Source organism: Streptomyces sp. NPDC107517, from assembly GCF_055582645.1.
In genome coordinates this window covers 30,171-51,810 of the sequence record NZ_JBVJPM010000025.1, presented here as the reverse complement: position 1 = coordinate 51,810, position 21,640 = coordinate 30,171, and the positions used below count along the sequence as shown (strand labels likewise).

16 protein-coding genes are annotated in these 21,640 nt (G+C 68.9%); 7 read left to right on the top strand and 9 right to left on the bottom strand.

What is annotated here, in order from left to right; translation table 11 throughout:
- Positions 1-50: 50 nt before the first annotated feature.
- The 6 genes from ACZ67T_RS36830 to ACZ67T_RS36805 all read right to left on the bottom strand — a co-directional run bounded on the left by ACZ67T_RS36830 (position 51) and on the right by ACZ67T_RS36805 (position 11,607).
- On the bottom strand, positions 51-1,040 hold the full coding sequence (locus ACZ67T_RS36830; protein ID WP_469990127.1) for a LacI family DNA-binding transcriptional regulator: 990 nt from the start codon (positions 1,038-1,040) through the stop codon (positions 51-53).
- Positions 1,041-1,307: 267 nt separating this feature from the next.
- The gene (locus ACZ67T_RS36825) at positions 1,308-3,419 is read right to left on the bottom strand and encodes a glycoside hydrolase family 6 protein (protein ID WP_469990125.1); all 2,112 of its coding nucleotides are present in this window, start codon (positions 3,417-3,419) and stop codon (positions 1,308-1,310) included.
- A gap of 83 nt (positions 3,420-3,502) precedes the next feature.
- Entirely contained in the window at positions 3,503-5,077 is a 1,575-nt protein-coding gene (locus ACZ67T_RS36820; RefSeq protein ID WP_469990124.1) for a GH12 family glycosyl hydrolase domain-containing protein, read from the bottom strand.
- Positions 5,074-7,818, bottom strand: coding sequence for a glycoside hydrolase family 48 protein (locus ACZ67T_RS36815; protein WP_469990200.1), 2,745 nt, complete (start codon positions 7,816-7,818; stop codon positions 5,074-5,076). The genes ACZ67T_RS36820 and ACZ67T_RS36815 overlap by 4 nt, the downstream gene beginning before the upstream one ends.
- Positions 7,819-7,918: 100 nt before the next feature.
- Entirely contained in the window at positions 7,919-9,448 is a 1,530-nt protein-coding gene (locus ACZ67T_RS36810; protein ID WP_469990122.1) for a glycoside hydrolase family 10 protein, read from the bottom strand.
- A gap of 890 nt (positions 9,449-10,338) precedes the next feature.
- Entirely contained in the window at positions 10,339-11,607 is a 1,269-nt protein-coding gene (locus tag ACZ67T_RS36805; RefSeq protein WP_469990120.1) for an MFS transporter, read from the bottom strand.
- Positions 11,608-12,131: 524 nt separating this feature from the next.
- Here ACZ67T_RS36805 and ACZ67T_RS36800 point away from each other — a divergent pair.
- The 4 genes from ACZ67T_RS36800 to ACZ67T_RS36785 all read left to right on the top strand — a co-directional run bounded on the left by ACZ67T_RS36800 (position 12,132) and on the right by ACZ67T_RS36785 (position 13,936).
- A complete protein-coding gene (locus tag ACZ67T_RS36800) occupies positions 12,132-12,386 on the top strand; it encodes a plasmid mobilization protein (protein WP_469990119.1) in 255 nt (84 codons plus the stop codon).
- On the top strand, positions 12,383-12,757 hold the full coding sequence (locus tag ACZ67T_RS36795; protein WP_469990117.1) for a fic family toxin-antitoxin system, toxin component: 375 nt from the start codon (positions 12,383-12,385) through the stop codon (positions 12,755-12,757). The genes ACZ67T_RS36800 and ACZ67T_RS36795 overlap by 4 nt, the downstream gene beginning before the upstream one ends.
- 466 nt (positions 12,758-13,223) lie before the next feature.
- Positions 13,224-13,715, top strand: coding sequence for a DUF2975 domain-containing protein (locus tag ACZ67T_RS36790; RefSeq protein ID WP_469990116.1), 492 nt, complete (start codon positions 13,224-13,226; stop codon positions 13,713-13,715).
- A complete protein-coding gene (locus ACZ67T_RS36785) occupies positions 13,715-13,936 on the top strand; it encodes a helix-turn-helix domain-containing protein (protein WP_469990114.1) in 222 nt (73 codons plus the stop codon). Before ACZ67T_RS36790 ends, ACZ67T_RS36785 begins: the two co-directional genes overlap by 1 nt.
- A gap of 281 nt (positions 13,937-14,217) precedes the next feature.
- On the opposite strand, the gene ACZ67T_RS36780 is transcribed toward ACZ67T_RS36785, so the two are convergent.
- A complete protein-coding gene (locus ACZ67T_RS36780) occupies positions 14,218-14,919 on the bottom strand; it encodes a hypothetical protein (protein WP_469990112.1) in 702 nt (233 codons plus the stop codon).
- Positions 14,920-15,152: 233 nt separating this feature from the next.
- Here ACZ67T_RS36780 and ACZ67T_RS36775 point away from each other — a divergent pair, with 233 nt between their 5' ends.
- The 3 genes from ACZ67T_RS36775 to ACZ67T_RS36765 all read left to right on the top strand — a co-directional run bounded on the left by ACZ67T_RS36775 (position 15,153) and on the right by ACZ67T_RS36765 (position 19,598).
- The gene (locus tag ACZ67T_RS36775; protein ID WP_469990110.1) at positions 15,153-17,135 is read left to right on the top strand and encodes a lamin tail domain-containing protein; all 1,983 of its coding nucleotides are present in this window, start codon (positions 15,153-15,155) and stop codon (positions 17,133-17,135) included.
- A 285-nt stretch (positions 17,136-17,420) separates the two neighbouring features.
- Positions 17,421-18,737: an FAD-binding protein gene (locus ACZ67T_RS36770; RefSeq protein WP_469990109.1), complete on the top strand. Its 1,317-nt coding sequence runs from the start codon at positions 17,421-17,423 to the stop codon at positions 18,735-18,737.
- A 9-nt stretch (positions 18,738-18,746) separates the two neighbouring features.
- Positions 18,747-19,598 carry an ABC transporter permease gene (locus tag ACZ67T_RS36765; RefSeq protein WP_469990107.1) on the top strand — a complete coding sequence of 284 codons (852 nt, stop codon included), beginning with the start codon at positions 18,747-18,749 and terminating at the stop codon, positions 19,596-19,598.
- Between the two features lie 174 nt (positions 19,599-19,772).
- Here ACZ67T_RS36765 and ACZ67T_RS36760 read toward each other — a convergent pair whose 3' ends face one another.
- Positions 19,773-20,090 carry a hypothetical protein gene (locus ACZ67T_RS36760; RefSeq protein ID WP_469990105.1) on the bottom strand — a complete coding sequence of 106 codons (318 nt, stop codon included), beginning with the start codon at positions 20,088-20,090 and terminating at the stop codon, positions 19,773-19,775.
- A 246-nt stretch (positions 20,091-20,336) separates the two neighbouring features.
- Positions 20,337-20,669 carry a ClpX C4-type zinc finger protein gene (locus tag ACZ67T_RS36755; protein WP_469990103.1) on the bottom strand — a complete coding sequence of 111 codons (333 nt, stop codon included), beginning with the start codon at positions 20,667-20,669 and terminating at the stop codon, positions 20,337-20,339.
- Positions 20,670-21,640: the final 971 nt, after the last annotated feature.

Below are 21,640 nucleotides of genomic sequence, written 5' to 3'. Positions count from 1 at the left end.
GCACGGCGAGTTCGCCGTAGGGCACAGGCAGATGGCGGCAGAGATGCAGATCAGGAGGCCGGAGGCGGCCCGCTGCTGGCCCGTACGGTGAGCCGAGGCGCCAGCAGCGTGGGCGCCCCGCCGGTGTCGGAACTCCTTCGGTCGAGCAGCTGTCTGAGCAGTTCGACGGCTCGCTCGGCGAGTTCGGCGGCGGGGACTGCGATCGAGGTCAACTGAGGGGTGCCCGCGGTCGCCACCGCGTCGGAGCCCACGACGACGAGGGACATGTCCTCGGGCAGGGCCCGGCCGAAACCGCGCAGAAGGGGCGCCAGGTGCGGGGTCGCGGCTTCGTTCTGCACGATCAGAGCCGTGGCGTCCGGGCGCTCCTGGAGCACCCGCGTCAGGGTGCCCGCCGTGCTGTCCCAGTCCCCCTCGACCGACCGGTGTGTGAGCCGGACCCCTCGGACCGCGGCCCGCTCGAGGGCGCCGGCGACGGTCCGTACGGCGAATCCGGCGCGGCGCCGGTACGCGGCCTCGGGTGCGCCGAGCAGTATCACCTCTCGGTGGCCGAGGTCGGCGAGGTGGTCCACGCAGAGGCCTCCGGCCGCACGGAAGTCCAGGTCGACGCAGGTCAGGCCGGCCGGGTCGTGAGGCAGGCCGATGAGTACCGTCGGGACCGGCAGCCCTCGCACGGTCTCCAGCCGCGGATCACGGATCCCGATGTCCATCAGGATCAGGCCGTCGAGCAGGGCGGCGTCCAGCACACCGTGGTCGGCGTGGTCGGTGAGGAGCAGGATGTTGCTGTGGTGGCGGCGCGCGGCGACGCTCGCGGCCAGCATGAACTCGGCGAGGAGCGGCCGGTGCGCGCCGTCATCGACGCGCACGGCCAGCCCGATGGCGTGCGAACGGCTGGAGGCAGACCGCCGGTAGCCCAGAACAGCGACGGAATCGAGGACGCGCTGACGAGTCGACGGCGATATGGGGCGCTTCCCGCTGAGCACGTACGAGACGGTGCTGACGGCGACGCCTGCGTGCCGTGCCACCTCGGTGATGCCGACCATCCTGAGCTGCCTGTCTTCTCTGTCCTGCTGTTCCCGTGACCGAACCGCCATCGAATGCTTTCGACGCGTCGGTCTGCGCGTTCACCTGCGCAATGACAACGGAGAGACTAGGTACGGACCCTGGGGGCGTCCATGCATGGCCGAGATTTTCGACAATTTTCGACGACGCACGTCACACCGGTACGCCCCCGCCACCGCGGAACGCATGCGGCGACGGGGGCGGACAGGGTCGTACCGGGGCCATGAGGCCGGTCAGGTCGGGTCAGGTCAGGGGGCGGTGCCCCAGCTCAGGGTTCCTCCCACGTACACGCCGATCTTCGACGCGTCGGCGTACGCCGTGTTCGTGGAGCGGCTGTAGTCGTCGGCCTCGTTGAAGTTCGACCAGTCGGTCTTGTTGAAGCGCAACTGCATCTCTCCGGTGGAGGCCCCCGCCGCCAGGGTGCCGCTGCCGAAGCCGACCTCCAGGTAGTGGCTGGCCCCGGCGGCCGAGCTGCCTGACGTCGTCACGTTCTGAGTCAGGGAGCCGCACCCCATGACCGCGTAGTCGCAGGACGTGCTGAAGGTGCTCGCCCCGGACTCGGGAGTGAACCAGTAGCGCACCTTCACCGTGGACAGGTTCACCGCGGTGGTCCCGGTGTTGACCAGTTGCAGGCCCATCCGGATCTGGTTGTCGGTGGCAGAGGAATCATTGTTCTTGTACTGGACCTTGAGAGTGCCGGTGCCGGTTCCGCCCCCTTCGGACGTGGTGGCCGACACCGCCGAGGAGGCCGCCGAAACGTTCCCGGCCGCGTCGCGGGCCTTGACCGTGTAGCTGTACGACGTGGAGGCGGTGAGCCCTGTGTCCGTGAAGGAGGTGGTCGCCGAGGAGCCCACCTGCACCCCTGCGCGGTACACGTCGTACGCGGTGACAGCGGTGTTGTCGGTCGACGCCGTCCAGGACAGCGAGACGCTGCCGCTCGTCTTGCCCGTGACCGTGAGGCCGGTCGGCGCGGTGGGCGCCTGGGTGTCGCCGCCGCTGCTGCCGCCCAGGGGCGGGTACGCGTTGTGCAGCAGCTCCTGGAACTGCGCGGAGAACCAGTGGCCCGCCAGCGGCGAGTCGGGCAGCGCGCCGGTCAGGTTGTTGCCGTTGCGTCCGTTGCCCGTGTACGTCGGATCGCACATCTGGTCGAAGCCCTTGCCCTCGTCGTTCGCGATGGGCTGGCTGTTGCCGTCCGACTCGCCCGGGGGCTTGGCCCAGACGTACGCGTCGATGCCGGATTCCGGGGCAGTGGTGGGCCGCTCACCGATGCCGGCCCCCTTCTGGTTGCACCAGTTCCCCGCATGGATGCGCCGGTCGGTCCGGCCGCCGTTGACATAGTCGTCGACGCTCGTCTGCGGGCCGGCGGCGGTCGGCCGGGCGGAGCCGCCCCAGCCGTTACGGGCCGTGTCGATGAGCATGCCGATGTTCGAGGCGAAGCCCTGGTTGACCATTTCCGTGCGCAGGGCCTGCGCGTAGGAGAGCTCGTCGACGTAGAAGTTCCAGTCCACCCACTTGGACTGACGCACCGTCGTGCCGTTCACCGAGTCGGTGACCTTGAAGTACGGCTCCTTCAGAGCCGAGTAGTTGGCCGTGTTGACGATGAAGCCCTGGACGTCCGCGACGGTGGCGCCTTCAGTGGTCGCGGCCTTCTTGAACTCCTGTGCCGCCGGCACGAAGTTGGTGTCCCAGCCCAGCCAGCCGTGGTGCCCCGCGTCGACGTAGTTGTAGACGTTGGGAATGGCCCCCAGGGTGTGGAGCGCGTAGCCCACACCCTTCTCGTAGTTGCCGTTCGCCTTCATGGTCGCGCACTGGGTGGTGGAACCGGCGGTGCCGCCCGCGTTGGTGACGAGGTTGGGCAGCGAGTCAGGTTCGATGATGGTGACGATGCGCAGGTCCGCGTAGGCGGGGTCGTCGAGGATGCCGGCTATGGGGTCGATGTACTCGGTCTTGTACCGGTCGAGTTCGGTGGGGCCGAGTTCACCGTTGGAGGCCAGCGCGGCGCAGTCGCGTCCCGGGAGGTCGTAGATGACGACCTGGAAGAGGTTCGCGCCCTGGTCGAGCGCCGCGTCGAGGTGCTCGCGCAGGCTCATCGCGTCGCCCGCGCCCTCGATGGCCGCGATGCGGTCCATCCAGACGAACGAGGGCTCGTCGGCGATGGCACTGCCGCCCGGCTCCGCGGCGGCCTTGGCGGACCACTGCGGGTTCACATAGGCCTTGGCTCCGGTGTACGGGTTGTCGACGCGGGCCGCGGCGGAGGCCTGGGTGGGGACGGCCACGGCCAGGGCCGCCCCGAGCGCCAGGGCGGCGAGTGCGGCGAACCTTCTGCGGATCCCGTGCCGGGTGGAACTTCGTGATCTCATGCGGCTCCGTATTCCTTTCCTGCGTGCTCCTTCGGGCACTCCCCGAAGGCAGGTCGAGAGGTTGTTCCGGGGCTCCGGGGTGCTCACGGCTCGGTGCCCCACACCAGGTCGCCGTCGACATAGACCCCGACGTGCGAGGCGTCGGCGAACGTGGTGCCGGTGGTGCGGCTGTAGTCGTCGGCCTCGTCGAAGTTCGACCAGTCGGTCTTGTTCAGCCGCAGCTGGATCTCGCCGGTGGAGGCGCCCGCGGCCAGGGTGCCGCTGCCGAAGCCGACCTCCAGGAAATGGTCGGATCCCGGACCGGCGCCGGTGGAGGACATCACGCGGTGCGTGACACTGCCGCAGCCGATCACGGCCCAGTCGCAATTGGTGCTGTACGTGGTGGCGCCGCCCTCACCGCTGAACCAGTAGCGGACGGTGACATCCGCCAGGTTCACGGATTGCCCGCCGGTGTTCACCAGCTGCAGACCGGGTCTGATCTGGTTGTCGCCCACGGCCGTGTCGTTGTTCTTGTACTGCGCCTTCAGCGTGCCGCTTCCGGTGCCGCCGCCCGGCCCGGTCGTCGCCGTGACCGCGGCCGAGACCGCCGACGTGTTCCCGGCGGCGTCCCGGGCCCTGACCGTGTAGGTGTATGCCTTCGACGCGGTGAGTCCGGTGTCGGTGAAGGACGGGGTGGCCGTGGTCCCCGCCTTCACGCCGTCCCGGTAGACGTCGTACGCCGTGACGCCGGTGTTGTCCGTCGACGGTGTCCAGGACAGGGCGGCGGTGGTGCTGGTCGTCCCGGTGACCCGGAGGTTCGCCGGCGCCGACGGCGCCACGGTGTCGCTCCCGCCGGCGCTGTCGGCGCTCGCCGTGAAGGAGAAGCTCCTGGTGCCGAGGCCCTGGCCGCTCTGCCAGATCTCGAACCCGGCCTCGGCGTCGATCAGATAGTGCGCGGGATCGAGCGATCCGCGGGTGACGGCGTCGTCGATCAGGCTCTTCACATCCAGATCGGCGAACTCGGTGGCGCCCTGCTGCAGTACGTACGAGATGACCTTCCAGCCGGAGGCGCCGGGCCCCGTCCAGACGTCCCACGCCTTGCCGTCGAGTTGCACTGTGCCGGTGCGGGATCCGATCGGCTGGACTGCGCCGCGGCGGTTCATCCAGATCATCACCTCGGTGCCGTCCGGCTGATCGTCCGTGACGGGAGTCGAGTTGAACCAGAGATCCATCGCGACGTCGTACGCACCCGCGTCGGTCTGGGTCGTGGCCCAAGAGGTGCGCGCACTGCCGAGCGTGTCGACGCGCAGCGGCAGTCCGCTGTCCGTCGTGCACGCGCCCCAGTGGCAGCCCTTGTAGCTGGACGGATACGTGGCCGGGGCGCCGTTGGTCGGGAGAGAGAAGGACGACTCCGTGACGCTCCACGCCCCGGTCTCCGGGTCGACGTTCACGCACTGGCGCGCGGTGGAGTTCCATTCGTTCTGCTGGTAGATGTACTCGCCGCCCTGGAGCGCGGTCGTCCCCCAGGCGGTGCAGTCGGTCACCGGCGCGGCCGCGGCCACAGCGGCGCCGGTGAGCATGGACGCGGCGGCGAGCAGCAGCGTCGCTGCGGTGGTGGCAAGGACCGGGAACCAACGGCTGCGGCACCGGGCCGCCTCGGCCGTGCCGGGTCCGCTCACGGCTCGGCTCCCCAGGCGAGAGCGGAGCCCACATAGGCGGCCAGCCGGGGCGCGTCGGCGTAGGCGGTGTTGGTGGCACGGCTGTAGTCGTCGGCCTCGCTGAAGTTCGACCAGTCCGTCTTGTTCAGCCGCAGCTGGACCTCGCCGGTGGAGGCGCCGGCGGCCAGACTGCCGGCGCCGCCGGTGAAACCGACCTCCAGATAGTGGTCGGCGCCGGTCTTCGGGCTGCTGACCGTCACCACCGTGTGGCTGATGTTCGACGACCCGAGCGCGGCGTAGTCGCAGTACGTGGAGAAGGTGCTCGCACCGGCCTCGGAGCTGAACCAGTACCGCACCTTGACCGTCGACAGATCGACCGGTGCGCTGCCCGTGTTGACGACCTGCAGACCGAGCCGGATCTGGTTGTCGGTGGCCGAGGAATCCGTGTTCTTGTACTGGATCTTCACCGCGCCGGTGCCGCCGCCGCCCGACTTCGTGGTGGCGGTCACGGCCGTGGAGAGCGCAGAGGTGTTGCCGCCCGCGTCGCGCGCCGCCACCGCGTAGCTGTACTCGGTCGATGCGGCGAGGTCCTGGTCGGTGAACGTCCGTCCTGTCGCGTTGCCGGCCAGTACCCCGTTGCGGTACACGTCGTAGCCGGTGACGGCGACGTCGTCGGTCGAGGCGGACCACGACAGCGACACGCTGCTGCTCGTCGTCGCGGTGACCGCCAGCCCGGCGGGCACTGTCGGTGGTTCGGTGTCGCCGCCGCCGTCACCCTCCACCAGCAGTTCGGCGTAGATCGAGAAGGCCAGCGCGAGGGCCGCCTGGGCCCAGAACCGGTGGTACGTAAAGGTGGGCGCCGGACCGCCGTCCAAGTACGCCTGGACCTTGGGCCAGTCCGGGTCGTCCCGGTACCAGGACCGCATGCCGATGAAGGTGACGCCCGGTTCGACCGTGTCGCCGCCCGGCATCTCGCCCGACCACCCGTCGGGTACGAACACCTCGTCGTCGAACCGGTTGTAGTCGGCCCGGGTCTCCGGTACGGCGATGCCCTTGTCGTCGGCGTTCAGCGCCATCGCGTCGAGCAGGGCCTTGGCCAGCGCCCCGGCGGCCGCGTCACCCGACTTGGCGGCGTAGTAGGTCAGCGTCTTGACGTAGGCGGCGCCCACCCCGACGTCGTTCGAGTAGTCCACGACCGAGACATGCAGTCCCGCGTTGTTCCCGGGGGACGTCGGGTTCCAGGTGTCGGGCTTGCCCGCCCAGTTGAGGGTGGAGGGGAAGCGGTAGCTGCCGTCGGCCCCGACCGTGGTCTGGCCGGAGGCCCAGGCGACCCATTTGGACAGTACGGCCTTGGCGGTGGCGTTGCCGGTGACGTAGTAGTACGCGGCGACGCGCTCCATGCCCCACACCTGGAAGCCGAACCAGTTGTTGCTCGGCGGGTCGTGGTAGACCGGCTGCCAGTCGTACGCCATGCCGTAGAACGTCGGCGTGCCGGCCGGCGGCGCCCCGTACTTCCCGTCCCAGCTGTTGGTGCAGCCCCCGGCGAACGCGCCTTCGGCGGACTGCAGCCACTGCAGGAACTCCAGCTGTCTGGTCAGGCTCTTCGCCCAGTCGGTGCGCGCCGTCGCCGACTTGGGGGTCAGCGCGGGGACGTTGGACAGGGCCCATGCGGCAAGCGGGTTCTGGTAGCCCTGGTGGGAGGCACCGTCACCGATGCGCCAGGCCCACCCGCCGCCACTGCCCGCGGCCGCGCCGCCCCAGGCGTAGTACCACGACAGCAGATAGTGCTGGGAGTCACGGCCGGACGCGGCTGGGCAGGAGGTGGGATCCGTGCAACTGCCGATCCTCTTGAAGTACTTGTCGAACATGGCGTAGCGGAGGTAGTCGCCCATCTTGGCGGCCTTGGCCACCGACGCCGCGATCTCGTCCCCCTTGCCCTGGGCGGAGGCCCAGCGGTACGCCCAGTAGGCGGCCTGCACCGCGCGGGCGTCGGCGTCCGGGGCGTTGGTGTACTTCCACTGCTTGGCATAGCTCGCGTCGTCGACGAACAGATCGAGGAAGCCGTTGGGTCCCCCGTAGTTGAAGAGATCGGTGGTCGGCTGCGGGATGGTCTCCCACACCGACTCCTGCGCACCACGCTGGTAGGTGTTGATGAACGAGGGTCCGGCCCCCGGTCCCGACTCGCCGCCGGTGCCCGGCTTGTTGCCGTAGCCGTAGGTGTTGTCCAGGTCCATCAGCCAGTGCATGCCGTAGACGTCCATCGTGCCGTAGGACGAGGCCAGTTCCGTGGCGATGGGATCCGATCCGACCGGCACCGAACTGTCCAGGGCAGACGGGTAGTTGTCGGGCAGTGGCCACTCGGGAGCGTACGTCGCCGGGGAACTCGGGCTGTACGAGCCGGCGGTGGACTGATCGGCGTGCTGCGGGATGATCGTGCGCTCCGCGATCGCCCAGGCCTGGTTGAAGGGGTCCCAGTCGCCGGTCACCCGGCCGTACGCCGCCTCCAGCCACATCCAGAAACTGACGGCCTCGGAGGTGGTCTCGTGACCATGGTCCGGCGCCTCGACCATCAGTGTCTCGGAGGAGTGGTAGGGGAGGCCGTCCGGGCTGAAGTAGCCGTTGGCCGCGTCCTTGATCTTGCCGTACTGGGCGAGGAACGCCTGGGTGTACGGGTCGTCGGCCGCCGCGGTCCGGGCCGCGCCGCCCGCCGGAGCGGCGGGCCTGGCGACGGCGGTGCCCTGGGTGAGCCCCATCGCGATCAGGCTGCCGCTCAAGGCAGTGCTGAACGTTCTTCGTGAGATGGACACAAAGCCTCCGTTGGCGGGTGTCGTAGAGGGAGGGCCGTTCGGGTGGTGCCGATCGTCAGGGTTCGACGCCCCAGGCGAGGTCGCCGCCGATGTAGACGGCGACCTTCGGGGCGTCGGCGTAGGCGGTGTCGGTGGCACGGCTGTAGTCGTCGGCCTCGTCGAAGTTCGACCAGTCGGTCTTGCTCAGCCGCAGCTGGATCTCCCCGGTGGAGGCGCCCGCGGCCAGGCTGCCGCTGCCGAAACCGACTTCCAGGTAGTGGTCGGCGCCGGCCGTCGGGGAGGTCGATGCGGCCACCCGGAGGGTGATGGTGGAGCAGCCGAGCGGGGACCAGTCGCACCATGTGCCGTAGGTGGTCGCCCCGCCCTCGCCGGTGAACCAGTAGCGCACCTTCACCGTGGACAGGTCGACGGCGCTGCCGCCGGTGTTCACCAATTGAAGGGCGGGCTTGATCTGGTTGTCGCCGGGGGCCGAGTCGCTGTTGCGGTACTGGGCCTTGACCGCACCCGGTTCACCGCCCCCTTCGTCGTCGCCGCCCAGCGCGTTGCGCACGGCGGCGTAGGCGGCCTTCGGCTGGAGGTTCTCGTCATAGAGATTGGCCGCACCCTGCCCCGGGAACGCACCGGGAACCCACGAGTACTTGTCGGTGTAGTCCCAGACCGTGATGCCGACGCACCGCGCCACGGCCAGGCAGGCCTCGACGACGTTGCGGTAGTAGGTGGCCTGGGTGGCGAGTTTCGTCGCGTCGGCGGGCAGTTGCATGCGCACGTCGAGCTCGGTGACGGCCACGTCGAGCCCGAGATCGGCGAAGCGCTGCAGGTTCTGCTGCATGCCGCCGGGGAACCCGTACTGGACGGCCAGGTGCCCCTGGAACCCGACGCCGTCGATCGGCACACCCTCGGCCACCAGGTCGCTCACCAGGTTGTACATGGCGTCGCTCTTGGCGCCCAGACCCTCGGTGTTGTAGTCGTTGATGTAGAGCTTGGCGTCGGGATCGGCGGCGTGCGCGGCTCGCAGTGCGGTGGCGATGTAACCGCTGCCCATGGCGTTGTAGAACGGGCTCGTACGGAAGGTCCCGTCGTCGTTGAACGGTTCGTTCACGACGTCCCAGGCGGCGACCTCACCCCTGTAGTGACCGGCCACTTGGGTGATGTGATGCGTCATGGCCGCCTCCACCTGCGCCGAGGGCAGGGAGCCGACCCAGCCGGGCAGCTGGCTGTGCCAGACGAGCGTGTGACCGCGCACGGTCTGGCCGTGATCCCGCGCGAAGGCGGTGATCACATCGCCCTTGGCGAAGCTGAACTGCCCCTGCTGCGGCTCGGTGGTGTCCCACTTCATGGAGTTGCCCGGGGTGATCTGACCGAACTGGGAGCCGAGGGTGCCGGCGTACGCGGTGTCGGACAGCTCGGGGTTGTCGGTGGCGGAGCCGAAGTACTTGCCGTGCGCTACGGCAAGGTCGTGCAGGCTGCCGTGCTCAGCCGCCGCGGCCGGCACAGCCCCCAGGGGCGCGAGCACGGCACACGCGGCGAGTATCAGGCCGGGCAGCCTGCGTCGGCCGCCGGGTTTGGAGCGCTTTACCGAAATCATGACGTCCGCTTTCCTCGGCCGAGAGCAGCCGGGACACGGGCGCGCGACAGCGCCCATGCCTCGGGTTCATGCCTCGAAGATGTGGGGTGCAGAGGGTGGGGAAGCGCGCAAGTCTTGATGGTGGGAGCGCTCCCAAAGTGGCGCGGTGATGCGCACCTGTCAAGTGATGAATCACAACTGCCTTACGTATACGTAAACTTGAACGCAATCGAGCGGCCCAGCCCCACGCCCCGCGACGAAGCCCATGCCGCGGAGCGACCAGGTGATTCCGCTCTCCGGTGGCGGCGACAGAGCGATCCCACTCTCCGATGACGGCACATCCGGGCTCGCACCTCCGTCGCACTCCTCGGCGTGGACCGGTCAAGCAGATTTCCCTGAAGCGGCTGTTCAGCGGCCTCGTTCAGCGGCGCCCGTGCCGAATTCGCGTAGCGCATCCCGGTGTTCTCGTCGAGCCCGAACACCCGGTGGAGATGCGCACTGTTCGGCCGCCGACGACACCGGTGCTACGGCCGGTCCAGTCGACGTGCTCGGGAGGCGAGGTTGCAGCACGGAAAACTCGTGTGGCCCGACCCTGATACGGCAGGTGGGGTTACGGAAGATTTCGGCCCGTTCCGCTTGGCTCAGGTGAAGAGCGAGCGCAGAGCGATGAGTTGGTCGTCTGGTGGCCGTGCGGCGCGCTCCCTTCTCTAGAGGGCGAAGGGAGTGTCGTAAAGACCTGAACTTGCCATGCAGAGCGGGCGATAGCCGGTTTGGCGGAAAGTGCGCGCCTCTTCCCACTCTTCGGCATGTGCTGCGCTGTTCGTGAAGGTCATCCCAAAGGTGAGCCGGACCGTTCGCCTGGCACGTGCTGCACGCACGACAGAGCGGGGCGCCGTTGTCGGCCATGGAGTTCAAGGTGCCTCGCGGTGCGTGGACGAATCCCGCCGTGTGACTGGCCGGTTCGGCCGCGAGGTCTCCGCGGGCGAGGACGCCTTCGGCATGTCCGGTGATGAGTTCCGCAGACCGCCGAGCGCCAGGGCTGTCATCACCATGGCGGCCCCCGCCGCTACACCGAAACCGCCGTGCGCACCGCCCGCGTCCACCACTCGCCCCGCGACCGCCGCGGCACCCGCTATTCCTGCCGCGCTTGCGGAGTTGCCCCAGGTGAACGCCTGGGTGAGGACGGCCCGCGGGACCGACGACTCGGTGCGCACGGAGGCGAGGATCAGTAGGACCGGCACGGCGAGTCCGGTCAGGGCGAGGGTGGCGCCGACCGCGAGGGGCGCGTCGAGGAAGGTCAGCGGGAGGCTCGCGAGGGTGAGGCAGGCGGCGGCTGCGGCCTGGTGATGCCGGGGTGAGCCGCCTTGGCGCCATGCTCCGTAGACCCAACCGCCGGCCAGACTGGTGCAGTTGGATGCGAAGTAGAGCAGCGCTGCCGCATCCGGCGTACCGCGTCCGACGGCGTACGCCGTGACGGACACCTGCATCGCGCCGAAGAACACCCCGAGCGCGAGGCCGAGCGCGACCTGCCGCAGGAACGCGGAGCGGAGAAGGGCGCGTCCGGCGTGTCGGCGTTCGGCGCGTCCGGTGAGAGGCGGCATGGTGCGGCGCTGGGTGGCGAGGGCGAGCCCACCGCCCACGACGAGCGCGGCGGCGAGCAGCACTCCGGTGCCAGGGCGGCCCGCTGCACCGAGGGCGCTCACCAGGGCCGGGCCGGCCAGGTAGGACGCGCCGTTGGCCAGGGCTTCCAAGGCGAAGGCGGTGGGCAGTGCGGCAGCCCGTTCGCCGGAGAGCAGGGCGGACCAGCGGGCGGCGGACAAGGCACTGAGCTGGGGAAGCGTTGCCCCGATGAGCACTCCGGCGACTAGGTCCGGAACGGCGCCGGTGAGCAGAAGCGCCACGGCCCCGGCATGTGCGCCCAACGCGTAGGGAAGTACCCGCGCCTGCCCGAACCGGTCGACCAGATGGCCGATCTGGGGCCCGGCGACGGCGTCCGCGACAGCGAATCCGCCGGTGACGAGGCCCGCGGCGGCATACGACCCGGTGCGTGCGTGCACCAGCCAGACGATGCCGATCCCCGTCATGGCGATGCCCAGACGTCCGACAGCGGCGGGAAGGAAGAAGGCTGCGACCCCCGAAGTGCGCAGCAGGGTACGGTAGTTCGCCGAAGCCGAAGGCACGACGCATCCCTTTCGCCGCCCGGCGGGACGCGCCACACGGAGTCGCCGGCGTCCGGATGTGCCGACCCGTGGCTGCGCCTGAAGCCGTCCAGTGTGGCGTGGAGCGGGGACGCGCACCCCACGCCGACTCCGTCACCGGGCAGATGTCATGCGGTAGTTGATGACCTCCTCGAGAGTAGAGGAACGGCGCGCAGAAACGAACAGGGAGCGACAGCGTCCGACCGAACGCCGGCAATCACGCAGATCACTGAGCCGACGCCGGACGCCTAGCCCGGCCATCGGGAGCCTGGGGCCGCCTCAGGCTCCGCCCGCGCGTCGACATCACCCCCCCACCAGTGGCACGGCCGGTATTGCCACTGCCACGGCCACCGCGACGCCGTCGAAGTGCTGGCCTTGCCGACTGGCTCGGCTGAGTAAAAAGCGCCGGACATTGATCTGTGGCCGAGAAGGATCATTCCGGAAGATAACTTTGGTTCTTCTGCGGATCAATGGTAGCGTCTTGTACGGGGCGCTACAGTGGTGTCATGGCGAAGAAGCAGATCAACGTGCGGGTCGATGAAGCGGTGTACGCGGGCATCGAGGAACGCGCGGCCGCCGCCGGCATGGAAGTCAACGAGTACGCCCGCCAGCTCCTCGCTGACGAGGCCAACGATCTGCGCCACCGTTTCCTCGTCGCCGCCGACCATTTCGTGGGCGAGTGGGCCGACCACTTCGACGACCGCTTCGGCACCGACGGTCATGGCGCCGCCTCTGCCCGCAAGGACGGCCGCGCCGCGTGATCGTTCACATCGACCGGGCCTGGCTCCTCGACCTGGCCCACCGCAGCCTGCCCGGCGACCCGGAAGTCACCGACTTCGGCAGCCTGCAGGCGGCCGTCGCCCGCCACGCCGACAAGGTGATGGACGTCTACGTCTACACCGAACCGCACCATCGGGCGGCAGCCCTCATGCACCAGCTGGTGCGCGTGCCGGCCCTGGAGGCGCGCAACAAGCTGTTCGCCGCCGTTGTCGCCGCCGCGTACCTGAGCGCGTCAGGGCTGTTTGTCACCGTCGGCGCAAAGACGGCAGCCGACCTCGCCGAGCGCATCGCACGCGACGCCGTCGACGTAAGGAGCGCCGCGGCGGAGATCCGCACCTGGACGCGGAACTGAGAGTCAAGGTCATGGCGCTCGAGGAAGTGGATCGCGAGTCGATCTCAGGCACCCGCCAGAAGTGACAGAGTGAACGGCCCTTCGGGCGATGCGCGGTTTCTCGGCGGCCTCCTCGCCGATCTCGCACTCCGCGCCGAGCTGCGGAGCCAGTCGATGCCGGGCCTGCGCGAGGCGGTGCGGACTTCTCGGGCTTATCGAACTTCTCGGCCTTGTCGGCCGCTGTCGGTTCGGAGGTCATGTTCGCCCCATACTGGCGCTGCCCGGCGGTCAAGCGCCACAACCCGCTGAGTGCAAGCTGGCGCGCTCCGCAACGTCAGGACGGTTCGCACGAACGTCATGCCCGGGGAGGGCGGGGCGTCCCGCCGGGGTGCGACGAAGCCACCGCCCGCCCTCTGGTTCTTCCGGCGCTTGCTTCGCCTATCGAAATTCGATAGATTCTCATCGTAACTCGATGGAAGGATGGGTCGTGGGCAAGCTGACCGTGCGTGCTTTGCGCGCCGTGCTCGTGGTGGTGCTGGCCGGCACCGTGTTCGTACAGGCAGGGATGGTGTGGGTGTTGGTCAGCGGGAGTGACCCGGAGGACGGGACGCTGCCGCTGACAGCGATGCGGGTGATCACGATCCTGGGCATGGTGTCGGTCCAGGTCGCCGGGGTCTGCGTATGGCGGCTGGTGACAATGGTGCGACGCGGAACCGTGTTCTCCCACGCCGCCTTCCGTTACGTGGATGGTGTGATCGGCGCGATCGTGGCGGCTGCCCTGTTGTGGTTCGCGGTCACGGGCGTCAATGCGCCGGGCCAGCGGGACGACCCGGGCGTCACCGTCATCATGGGCGGGATCGGCCTGGCCATTCTGGGAGTCGCGCTCATCGTGCTCGTGCTGCGGATGCTGCTCGCGCAGGCTGTCGCGCGCGATGTCGAAGCGGCGCAGATGCAGGCCGAGTTGGACGAGGTGATCTGATGCCGATCGCCGTCGACATCGACGTGATGCTGGCCAGGCGGAAGATGTCCGTGGGCGAGCTCGCCGAGCGGGTGGGGATCACGCCCGCCAACCTGGCGGTACTCAAGAACGGCCGCGCCAAGGCGGTGCGCTTCGCGACGCTCGCCGCGCTGTGCGATGTGCTCAAGTGCCAGCCGGGCGACCTGCTGCGCTGGGAGGCCGAGGACGCCGCGGGCGGATGACGTGCGCCGGGGCGGGAGTGATCGCGCCTGGCACCGCCGGTCGTGACACGGCATGTGCACCGCCGGTCGTGACACAGCACGTGCACCGCATGGCAGCTGGACCCCACGGCACGTGGACTGAATGGGAGCTGGCCCCCCATGGCACCTGGACCCCATGGAGGTGGAGCGCCGATCACCCGCAGTACCGCCCCCGCCTCGTCGGGGAGACGTCTCCCTGAGGCAGCCGGCCATCGCCCTACCGGGCGGCGGCCGGTTCGCTCGGTTCTGGTATTGCTCGGGGGCTATGACGGGATGAGGACGGTAAGCCATTCCGCTTCGCGTGGGCGGTACCCGTAACGATTCCACAGCCCCGACACGATCGCCGGTACGTGGCCGGCCCCGTAGACGATGGCAACCCGCAGCGGTTCCTCGCCGCGCTCCGTGTGAATTTCGCCGAGCGCGTCGAGCAACCGCTGGTCGCGCCGCCCCGTCATCGCGTGCCCGACAGCATTGTCTGCCATCATCTCCGCCCGCAGCGTCGAGGGCAGGTCCTCGACCACCAGGTCCTCGTCGAGGAAGGCGCGCGGGCCGCGCAGCGCGAACACCAGGCCCATCACGGGCGCCGCGATCATGAGCAGCAGGTACGTCGAACGCGGCAGCGTCTTCAGTTCCGCGAGCGCCTCCGCCGCGGTCACATCCGGGTTGACGACGGGCACGCCCTCGGGAAGGAGCAGCCCGTCGCTCTGCTCCTGAAGGCCGTTGCGCCGCCGGCGTGGTGCGAACCGGTAGGCGAGAGTCAGGGTGCTCACTCCGGCCGACCTTCCTCGGATTCCCTCGACGACGATGAGGTCGCATTCTCTGAGCCTGAGACGGACTTGGGAGTAGAACGTCGGCGAAGCCACATGCAGCATCGGGAAGATCACAAACTCAAATGGCTTTCCCGTCCGTCGCATGGTGATGGCAGCGGATCGGACGGCATAGCCGGTCACCTCGATAATCTGCATGATTTCTTCCCCGCGAACCTCGCCCGGTCTTTGTTCACTTCTCGTCCACCCGTACGAGAACACGAACTTGCCGAGTCCGCGGTTCCCTCACCGGCGTCGGCCGTGCCAACGCGCCTTGAGGTATCGAGCAGCATCGCGATGCGGCGACGTGGGCCTGACGTTCCGGTGGTCAGCAGGTGGTATTCAGCTGGAGTACACGCCGTTTCAAGATCGTGTCGACAGAGTTCCGCCTCGTGCCTACCTCACACTCGCGTGCCGGCGTCGCCTCTGTGTGCGCCGCGGCTCTGACGCTTTCAGGACTGCTCATCACAGGGATGCTGGCGGCCGCTCAGCCTGCGGCTGCCGCGGACCCGGCCGGCTACCAGAACGTTCGGATCAACGAAGTCACCTCGTCGGACAACGACACGGTGGAGCTGTACAACACAGGCTCGACGGCGGTGAGTGTCAGCGGCTGGAAGATGTCCGACGACAGCTTCTCGCCGCAGTCGTTCAGCCCGTCCGCCGGCACGATCCCGTCCGGCGGCTTCGTCACCTTCAACTCGCCCAAGGGGCTCGGTGACGCGGACAAGCTGGTGATCTACACGTCCGGCGGCACGGTGGTCGACCGTGTCGATTGGGCGACCGACAAGGCGAAGCCGGCGATGGCGCGTTGCGGCGGCGACGGCTCCGGGGCGTGGGTGACCACGACCTCGGCGACCACGTTCGGCGCGTCGAACGCCTCGGGCTGCCCGTCGTCGATCCCGGCGGCGAGCCGGGTGCGGATCAACGAGGTCACCTCGAACGACTCCGACACCGTGGAGCTCTACAACGGTGGAACGAGCGCGGTCAGCATCGGATCGTGGAAGTACGTCGACAACGACACCTCCCACTCCGCGGCCTCGGTCTCGTCCTCCTCGCCCAGCGCGACCAGCATCCCCGCGGGCGGCTACGTCACGTTCAACTCCACCGCCGGGCTGGGCGACAACGACTCCGTCTTCCTCGTCGACAGCAGCGGCAACACCATCGACTCGACGACCTGGGCGACCGACGGTGCCAAGCCGTCCAACGAGCGCTGCGCCAACGGCACCGGCGGGTTCCGGACCGCCGTGACCGCGACGCTCGGCAGCGCCAACTCCTGCTCGGGCAGCGGCGGTGATGACGGTGGCGGCGGTCAGGGCGGCCAGCTGCTGGGCGGCGGAGGCTCGCTCACCAGCGGCTGCACCCCCGAGGCGCCCTCCGGTACGGGTTCCGCCCCGGCGGGCACCCTGGCGTGGCCGGGCGGCCTTGACGTCACGATCGCGGACAATGTCTGCGCGTTCACCACGTCCACCGGCCCTGAAGGACGGGACGTGAGCGGTCTGGCGTTCGACCCGGCGAACCCGTCGGTGCTGTGGGCAGCCAAGAACAAGAACTGGCTGTACAAGCTGGTCAAGAGCAACGGCAAGTGGATCCCGGACGCGACCTGGAGCGCGACCGGCAAACAGATCCGCTTCACGGGCGGCTCCGGCGAACCGGACTCCGAGGGTGTGACAGTCGGCGGTAACGGCCACATCTACGTGACCTCCGAGCGCGACAACACCAAGAACACGGCGCCTAAGGACACGATCATGGAGTTCGACCCGGCGGCGACCGGATCGACGCTGACGCCGATTCACCAGTGGGACATGACCTCGCAGTTCCCGCAGCTCAACACCGGCGACAAGGACGACGCCAACCTGGGCTTCGAGGGAGTCGGCTATGTACCGGACAGCTGGCTGACCGCGAACGGCTGGGTCGACCCGCTCACCGGCGCCGCGTACAACCCGGCGAACTACCCGCTGCACGGATCGGGCCTGTTCTTCGCCGGGTTGGAGTGGGACGGCACGTTGCACGTCTACGGTCTGAACTCCGACGGCACGTTCACCACGTTCGGCACTGTCGCGACGGGCAAGGCCTCTGTGATGGACGTAACGTTCGACGCCGGCACCCAGCGCGTCATCGCTTCCTGCGACAACACCTGCGGCGAGACGCACACCTTCATGAAGGTCAACGCCGGGGGCGCGCTCGTTCCGGACGTGACCTACACGAACCCGGCCGTCATGCCGACCGACAACGTGGAGGGCTTCGCCATGGCGCCGACCTCGGCCTGCGTCAACGGCTTCCGCGAAGCGGTCTGGAGCGACGACGGCATCTACGGCTTCGGCTCCGGAAGCTCTTCCTACGGACACGCCCTCTACAGCGGCACCTTCCCCTGCTGATCTCGCCGACCACGGGGTACGACGCGCGCACGGGACCGCCGCCAAGGTAAGGCGCGCAAGCAGTACACAGAGATGAAGCTCCTGGCAGACGGGGTGACGGCCAAGTCCACCGCTGACTGCCAGGAGCTTCGTCGTGCCGGTTCCCGAGACCACCTCGTCCCGCCGTGCTTCCGGGAGCTCAGAGATCCTCGGGCAGGAGCGTGAGGACCAACTCCGTTGCGTCGTCCAGCAAGCGCGGTTCGCGCTCGTGCATGGCCGGGTCGGCTGCCCTTTTGTCCTTGGCCTGTGCGAGGTCTGCCGTTCGCCGGTCCCGTCCTGACGCTCGACCGCACCGGGCCGGACACACTGCGCTCCGTGCTCCAACAGGACGAGGGGGAGCGGGAGGTCGAGATCCGCCTGCCGGCGGTGATCTCCGTTGCCGAGCGGTCCTGTGCGGCAGCGAAGGCCGCTCCGCACACCTGGCCCCTCACCGCCCCGGTCACGACATTCGACCTCAAGGACCTGCCCGACGCCCGCCCGGCCTCGGAAAGTCCCACCCATGTGGTCGCCACCAGGGGCGCGGCCCCGAAGCGCCACCCCATCCTTCTCGACGGCGGCGCAGGCCAGGCCGATCTCCTGCTCGACCTCATTGCCGAGCACCTTGCCGCTCCGGCCGAGGAGGCAGGCCCATCGGTGCCACAGCGCAACGGCTCGCCCGGCGGACCCGCCGTGCTGGCGGTCACCGCCGATCCCTCCAGCACCTCGGCACGTGCTCTCGTGGGCGAGGCGGCGCGGATCGCCGCGGACATCGGCGGCCACGTCGTCGTCGCCGGCCCGCCCACCGACACGGGTGAACTGGCTTCCTGGGGAGCCGACCTGGCTCTCCACCTGACAGGCACGCACGCCCGTCCTGTGTCACGCGCCCTGGCGGAGTGGGCCCGGCACACGGGACCGCCCTGGGCCGTGCTGGGTGCCTCGGCCGGCTGGGACCGGGAAGTGCTCGCCCGCCTGGGCGCCCACCTCCGGGCAGGACTGATGAGCGACCTCACCGGAATCCGTGTCGAGCCCGCACCACTCGACGCTCAGGTCCGGATCGCCACCCTCCATACGGGCAGTCTGCCCCTGCCCGCCGCACGCCCCCGCCGCTCACTGCCCGTACGCGTACTCGACGGCATCGCCGAATCCGGCATCCGCACCCTTCGCACCCACCCGGCCGACGACCACGACGCACTGGAGCGCGCCGCCGTCGTCATCGGGCTCGGCGCCGGCGTACCCGCGGACGCCCATGGCGAACTGGACCAGCTCCGCAGTCAGTGGGGGGCCGAACTCGCGGCGACCCGCAAGGTCACCGACTCGGGAGCACTCGCCCACAGCCGCCAGTTCGGCATCACCGGGCGTTCCATCGCCCCTCGCCTCTATCTTGCGATCGCCGTCTCCGGAAGCCGCGACCACCTCGTCGGCGTGGAACGGGCCCGAACCATCGGGGCGATCAACCACGACCCCGAGGCCCCGATCTTCCGGCACTGTGACATCGGCTTCGTCGCGGACTGGCGCGAAGCCGTGCGCGCCCTGACGACTCGAGGGGCGAGCCGCCCGACCGGCGAACTTTTCGCCCGATCATGAGGAGAGGCCATGCTGCTCCCGGTCAACGCCACCCTGGGCATCGTCATGGCGGCCCTGCTCGCCGTCGCGGCGAGCACTGCCGCACTGGCCCGGTTCGCCGACGCCCGCGACCGGCGCCGCTACTGGAAGGACATCCTCACGGCGGGAGTGCGGGCCACCGGCCAGCTGGCCGTGGTCTCCCTGGTGGTCGGCGCCGTGATGCACGAAGTGCCGTTGCTGCTCGCGTTCGTGATGGTGATGTTCACCGTCGCAACGTTCACAGCAGGCCGCCGCATCACCCGGAACCGCACCGGATGGTGGTCCGGCGTTCCGATTGCCGCAGGCGTCCTGCCCACCCTCGTGCCTCTCCTGCTGACCGGACTGCTGCCCCTGAAAGGCATCGCGCTCATCCCGGTGACCGGAATCCTCATCGGTGGCGCACTCACCGCCACCGTGATCGCCGGGCGACGCGCGCTGGAGGAACTCGAAGCCCGTCGTGGCGAGGTCGAGGCGGCCATGGCTCTCGGCTTTCTCGAACGTGACGCACGCCTGGAGATCACGCGCCCGGCCGCGTCGGACGCTCTCATCCCCGGCCTCGACCAGACCCGGACGGTAGGGCTGGTCACCCTGCCCGGCGCGTACGTCGGCATGCTCCTCGGAGGCTCCTCACCCGTGCAGGCGGGCTCGGTACAACTCTTCGTCCTCATCGCGTTGGTGGCGGTACAGGCGGTGTCGGTCGCGGTCACCCTGGAGCTGGTGGCTAGAGGGCTGCTGCACGCTCGCGTCCCCGACCGGAGCGGTTCGAGGGATGACGATCCCGGAACCGGTCCGGCCGTGAGGGGCCTCAGAGTCCGTAAACGGATCAAGAGCGGGGCTTCTTGAGGCGTGACAGGTCGGTGAGGACAGCGTCCTGGATGGGGTCGACGTCGAGGTGCAGGGCGGTCTGGAAGCTCGCGCCCAGAGCCACGAGGGGCTGCTACGGCGTCCTGGGCGCAGCCGGAACAGCAGCCCTTGTCGCACGGTCTGTGGCTCCGAACGTGACCGCTCGGGAAAGGCTTACGGCGTGCCGCCGCGCTTGCGCCTGCCGTCGGCGCGTTGTCCCACCAACATGACGATGAGGCCGGCCACGAGAATCGCGCTGCCGATCAGCGTTCCCGACGGCCGCATGCCGGATTCGCTGGTCAACAGCAGCCCGAAGGCGGTCTGCCAGCACAGCGCGAAGGCCACCATCAGCTGTCCCCAGCCGTAGACCCGCGGGGCGTGAACATGGGGGCGGTTCATGGGGAGTACCCAGCTGCGGGTGACCGCCGCGATACCGGAGGCGGCGTAGAACAACGCCAACAGCACAAGAGGCACGGCGATGTACGGTGTCACGGTCTCTCCCTGCGTGCCGGGGCCCATGCCCGACGGCAGCGTGATGATGACACCCGGCGCATGGCCCGTCCATAGCTCCGCAGGCCCTCATGACCGGCCGAACAGAGTCAATTCCTCCGTCTCGGACCGGGCAGGGACTGGATTCGCCGGCGGCACATTCGGTCAGTGGACCGACATCGTCAGCGGCGTCGTCGGCATCGATCCGGGCCGTTGACCACGTGTGACTCCGGCAGGGTTCCGGGCCGGTCACGAGAACCGTTCCCACGCCGATTGGCGGCGCATCCCGAGTGCTTCGCCGATACGGTCCCAGGACATACCGCGCCGACGGGCCTCGCCGACCCAGGAGCGGAGATCGTCGTCGACCTGGTGCCGAATAGCGTCGATGCGAGGCAGGTGTGTCAGGAGAGCGTCGTCGTCGACACCCTCCCAGACGGGGGTGGTGCGCTTTGGTCCGGCGGGTTTGTTCTTGATGACTTCGGCGCTCAATGCCACGCAGTCGTTGCAGATGTAGACACCCGCGCCGGCTACCAGGGTGTCGACGTCGTCGGCCGAACGGTTGCAGAAGGAGCAGCGGTTCATGACGGGCCTTTCGTCAGGATGTCCCTGACGAAGCTAATCCGTCAGGATCCTCCTGACAAGAGTCCGCGGGGTTCACCACGCTCGCCGTGCGTTCTTCGTGGCGACAGTCAGGACGAAGGTTGGGGTCGGGGTCGGAATCGCCGGGCTCGCGGACGGACCAACACGTTCTGCGGGACAGCAGGTTGGACGACGTCGGCGAGCGAATCACCCGAGGCTGGTGCGCCCCGCCCCTGCGAACGCCGGGGCACGGTTCACGACGCCGGCTGCGTCGGCCTCAAGCCCACACTGCCTTGACTGCGGCGTGGCCCTCCGCAGCCGCCCGCCCGTAGAACCCTAGGAGGTGCCTGTGATGGTCGAGGAACTCCTGCCTGTCCTGCGCCTCGTCCCGGCCGTAGTGGCGAAGCTCGCTGCCGGCGACGTTCCACAACTCGTATCCGACGGCACTGACTGCGAGACGTCGCGTTTCCTGGCGCGGAATCCCATGCGCCGTCAAGACGCCCTGCGGCACTCGGCTGCCGTGTGTCATCGAGGCCAACCGCTGCGAACAAGCCATTCGACGCAACTTTCGCAGTGTGCCCTGGAGTCAGGGCGGCCGTGGCCTCTCTGGAAGCGAGTGAGCGGTCACGGCGTCGGCCAACAGGCAGATGTCCGTGGCCACTTCACCGCGCGAGCGCCTGAAGGCGTGAGCGTGCGGCTCGCAGGCCGGGGTCCGTTCGGGCGGGTTCCGGTGACGTGCCAGTAGCCCGCAAAACTCGAGTCTTCACAGGTCACAAGGCATGTTCGTCATCAAAGCAGCCGTGGGCGGGCATCGATCCATGGGCCCGGCTTCAAAACTTGAGCACAAATTACACACATCTCTATCTTCAGATGGGCCCCGATGGTCTAGATTGACGCTGCTTCACATGCACGGACACTGAGCGACAAATGATGATCTATTAGGTCTGGTGCAACGGACGGCCGGCAGCAGCGTC

Coding starts and splice junctions, on each gene's coding strand:
- ACZ67T_RS36830 (WP_469990127.1), bottom strand. CDS start 1,040: ATGGTCGGCATCACCGAGGTGGCACGGCACGCAGGCGTCGCCGTCAGC.
- ACZ67T_RS36810 (WP_469990122.1), bottom strand. CDS start 9,448: ATGATTTCGGTAAAGCGCTCCAAACCCGGCGGCCGACGCAGGCTGCCC.
- ACZ67T_RS36800 (WP_469990119.1), top strand. CDS start 12,132: ATGGCGAAGAAGCAGATCAACGTGCGGGTCGATGAAGCGGTGTACGCG.
- ACZ67T_RS36780 (WP_469990112.1), bottom strand. CDS start 14,919: ATGCAGATTATCGAGGTGACCGGCTATGCCGTCCGATCCGCTGCCATC.
- ACZ67T_RS36765 (WP_469990107.1), top strand. CDS start 18,747: ATGCTGCTCCCGGTCAACGCCACCCTGGGCATCGTCATGGCGGCCCTG.
- ACZ67T_RS36785 (WP_469990114.1), top strand. CDS start 13,715: ATGCCGATCGCCGTCGACATCGACGTGATGCTGGCCAGGCGGAAGATG.
- ACZ67T_RS36755 (WP_469990103.1), bottom strand. CDS start 20,669: ATGAACCGCTGCTCCTTCTGCAACCGTTCGGCCGACGACGTCGACACC.
- ACZ67T_RS36825 (WP_469990125.1), bottom strand. CDS start 3,419: ATGAGATCACGAAGTTCCACCCGGCACGGGATCCGCAGAAGGTTCGCC.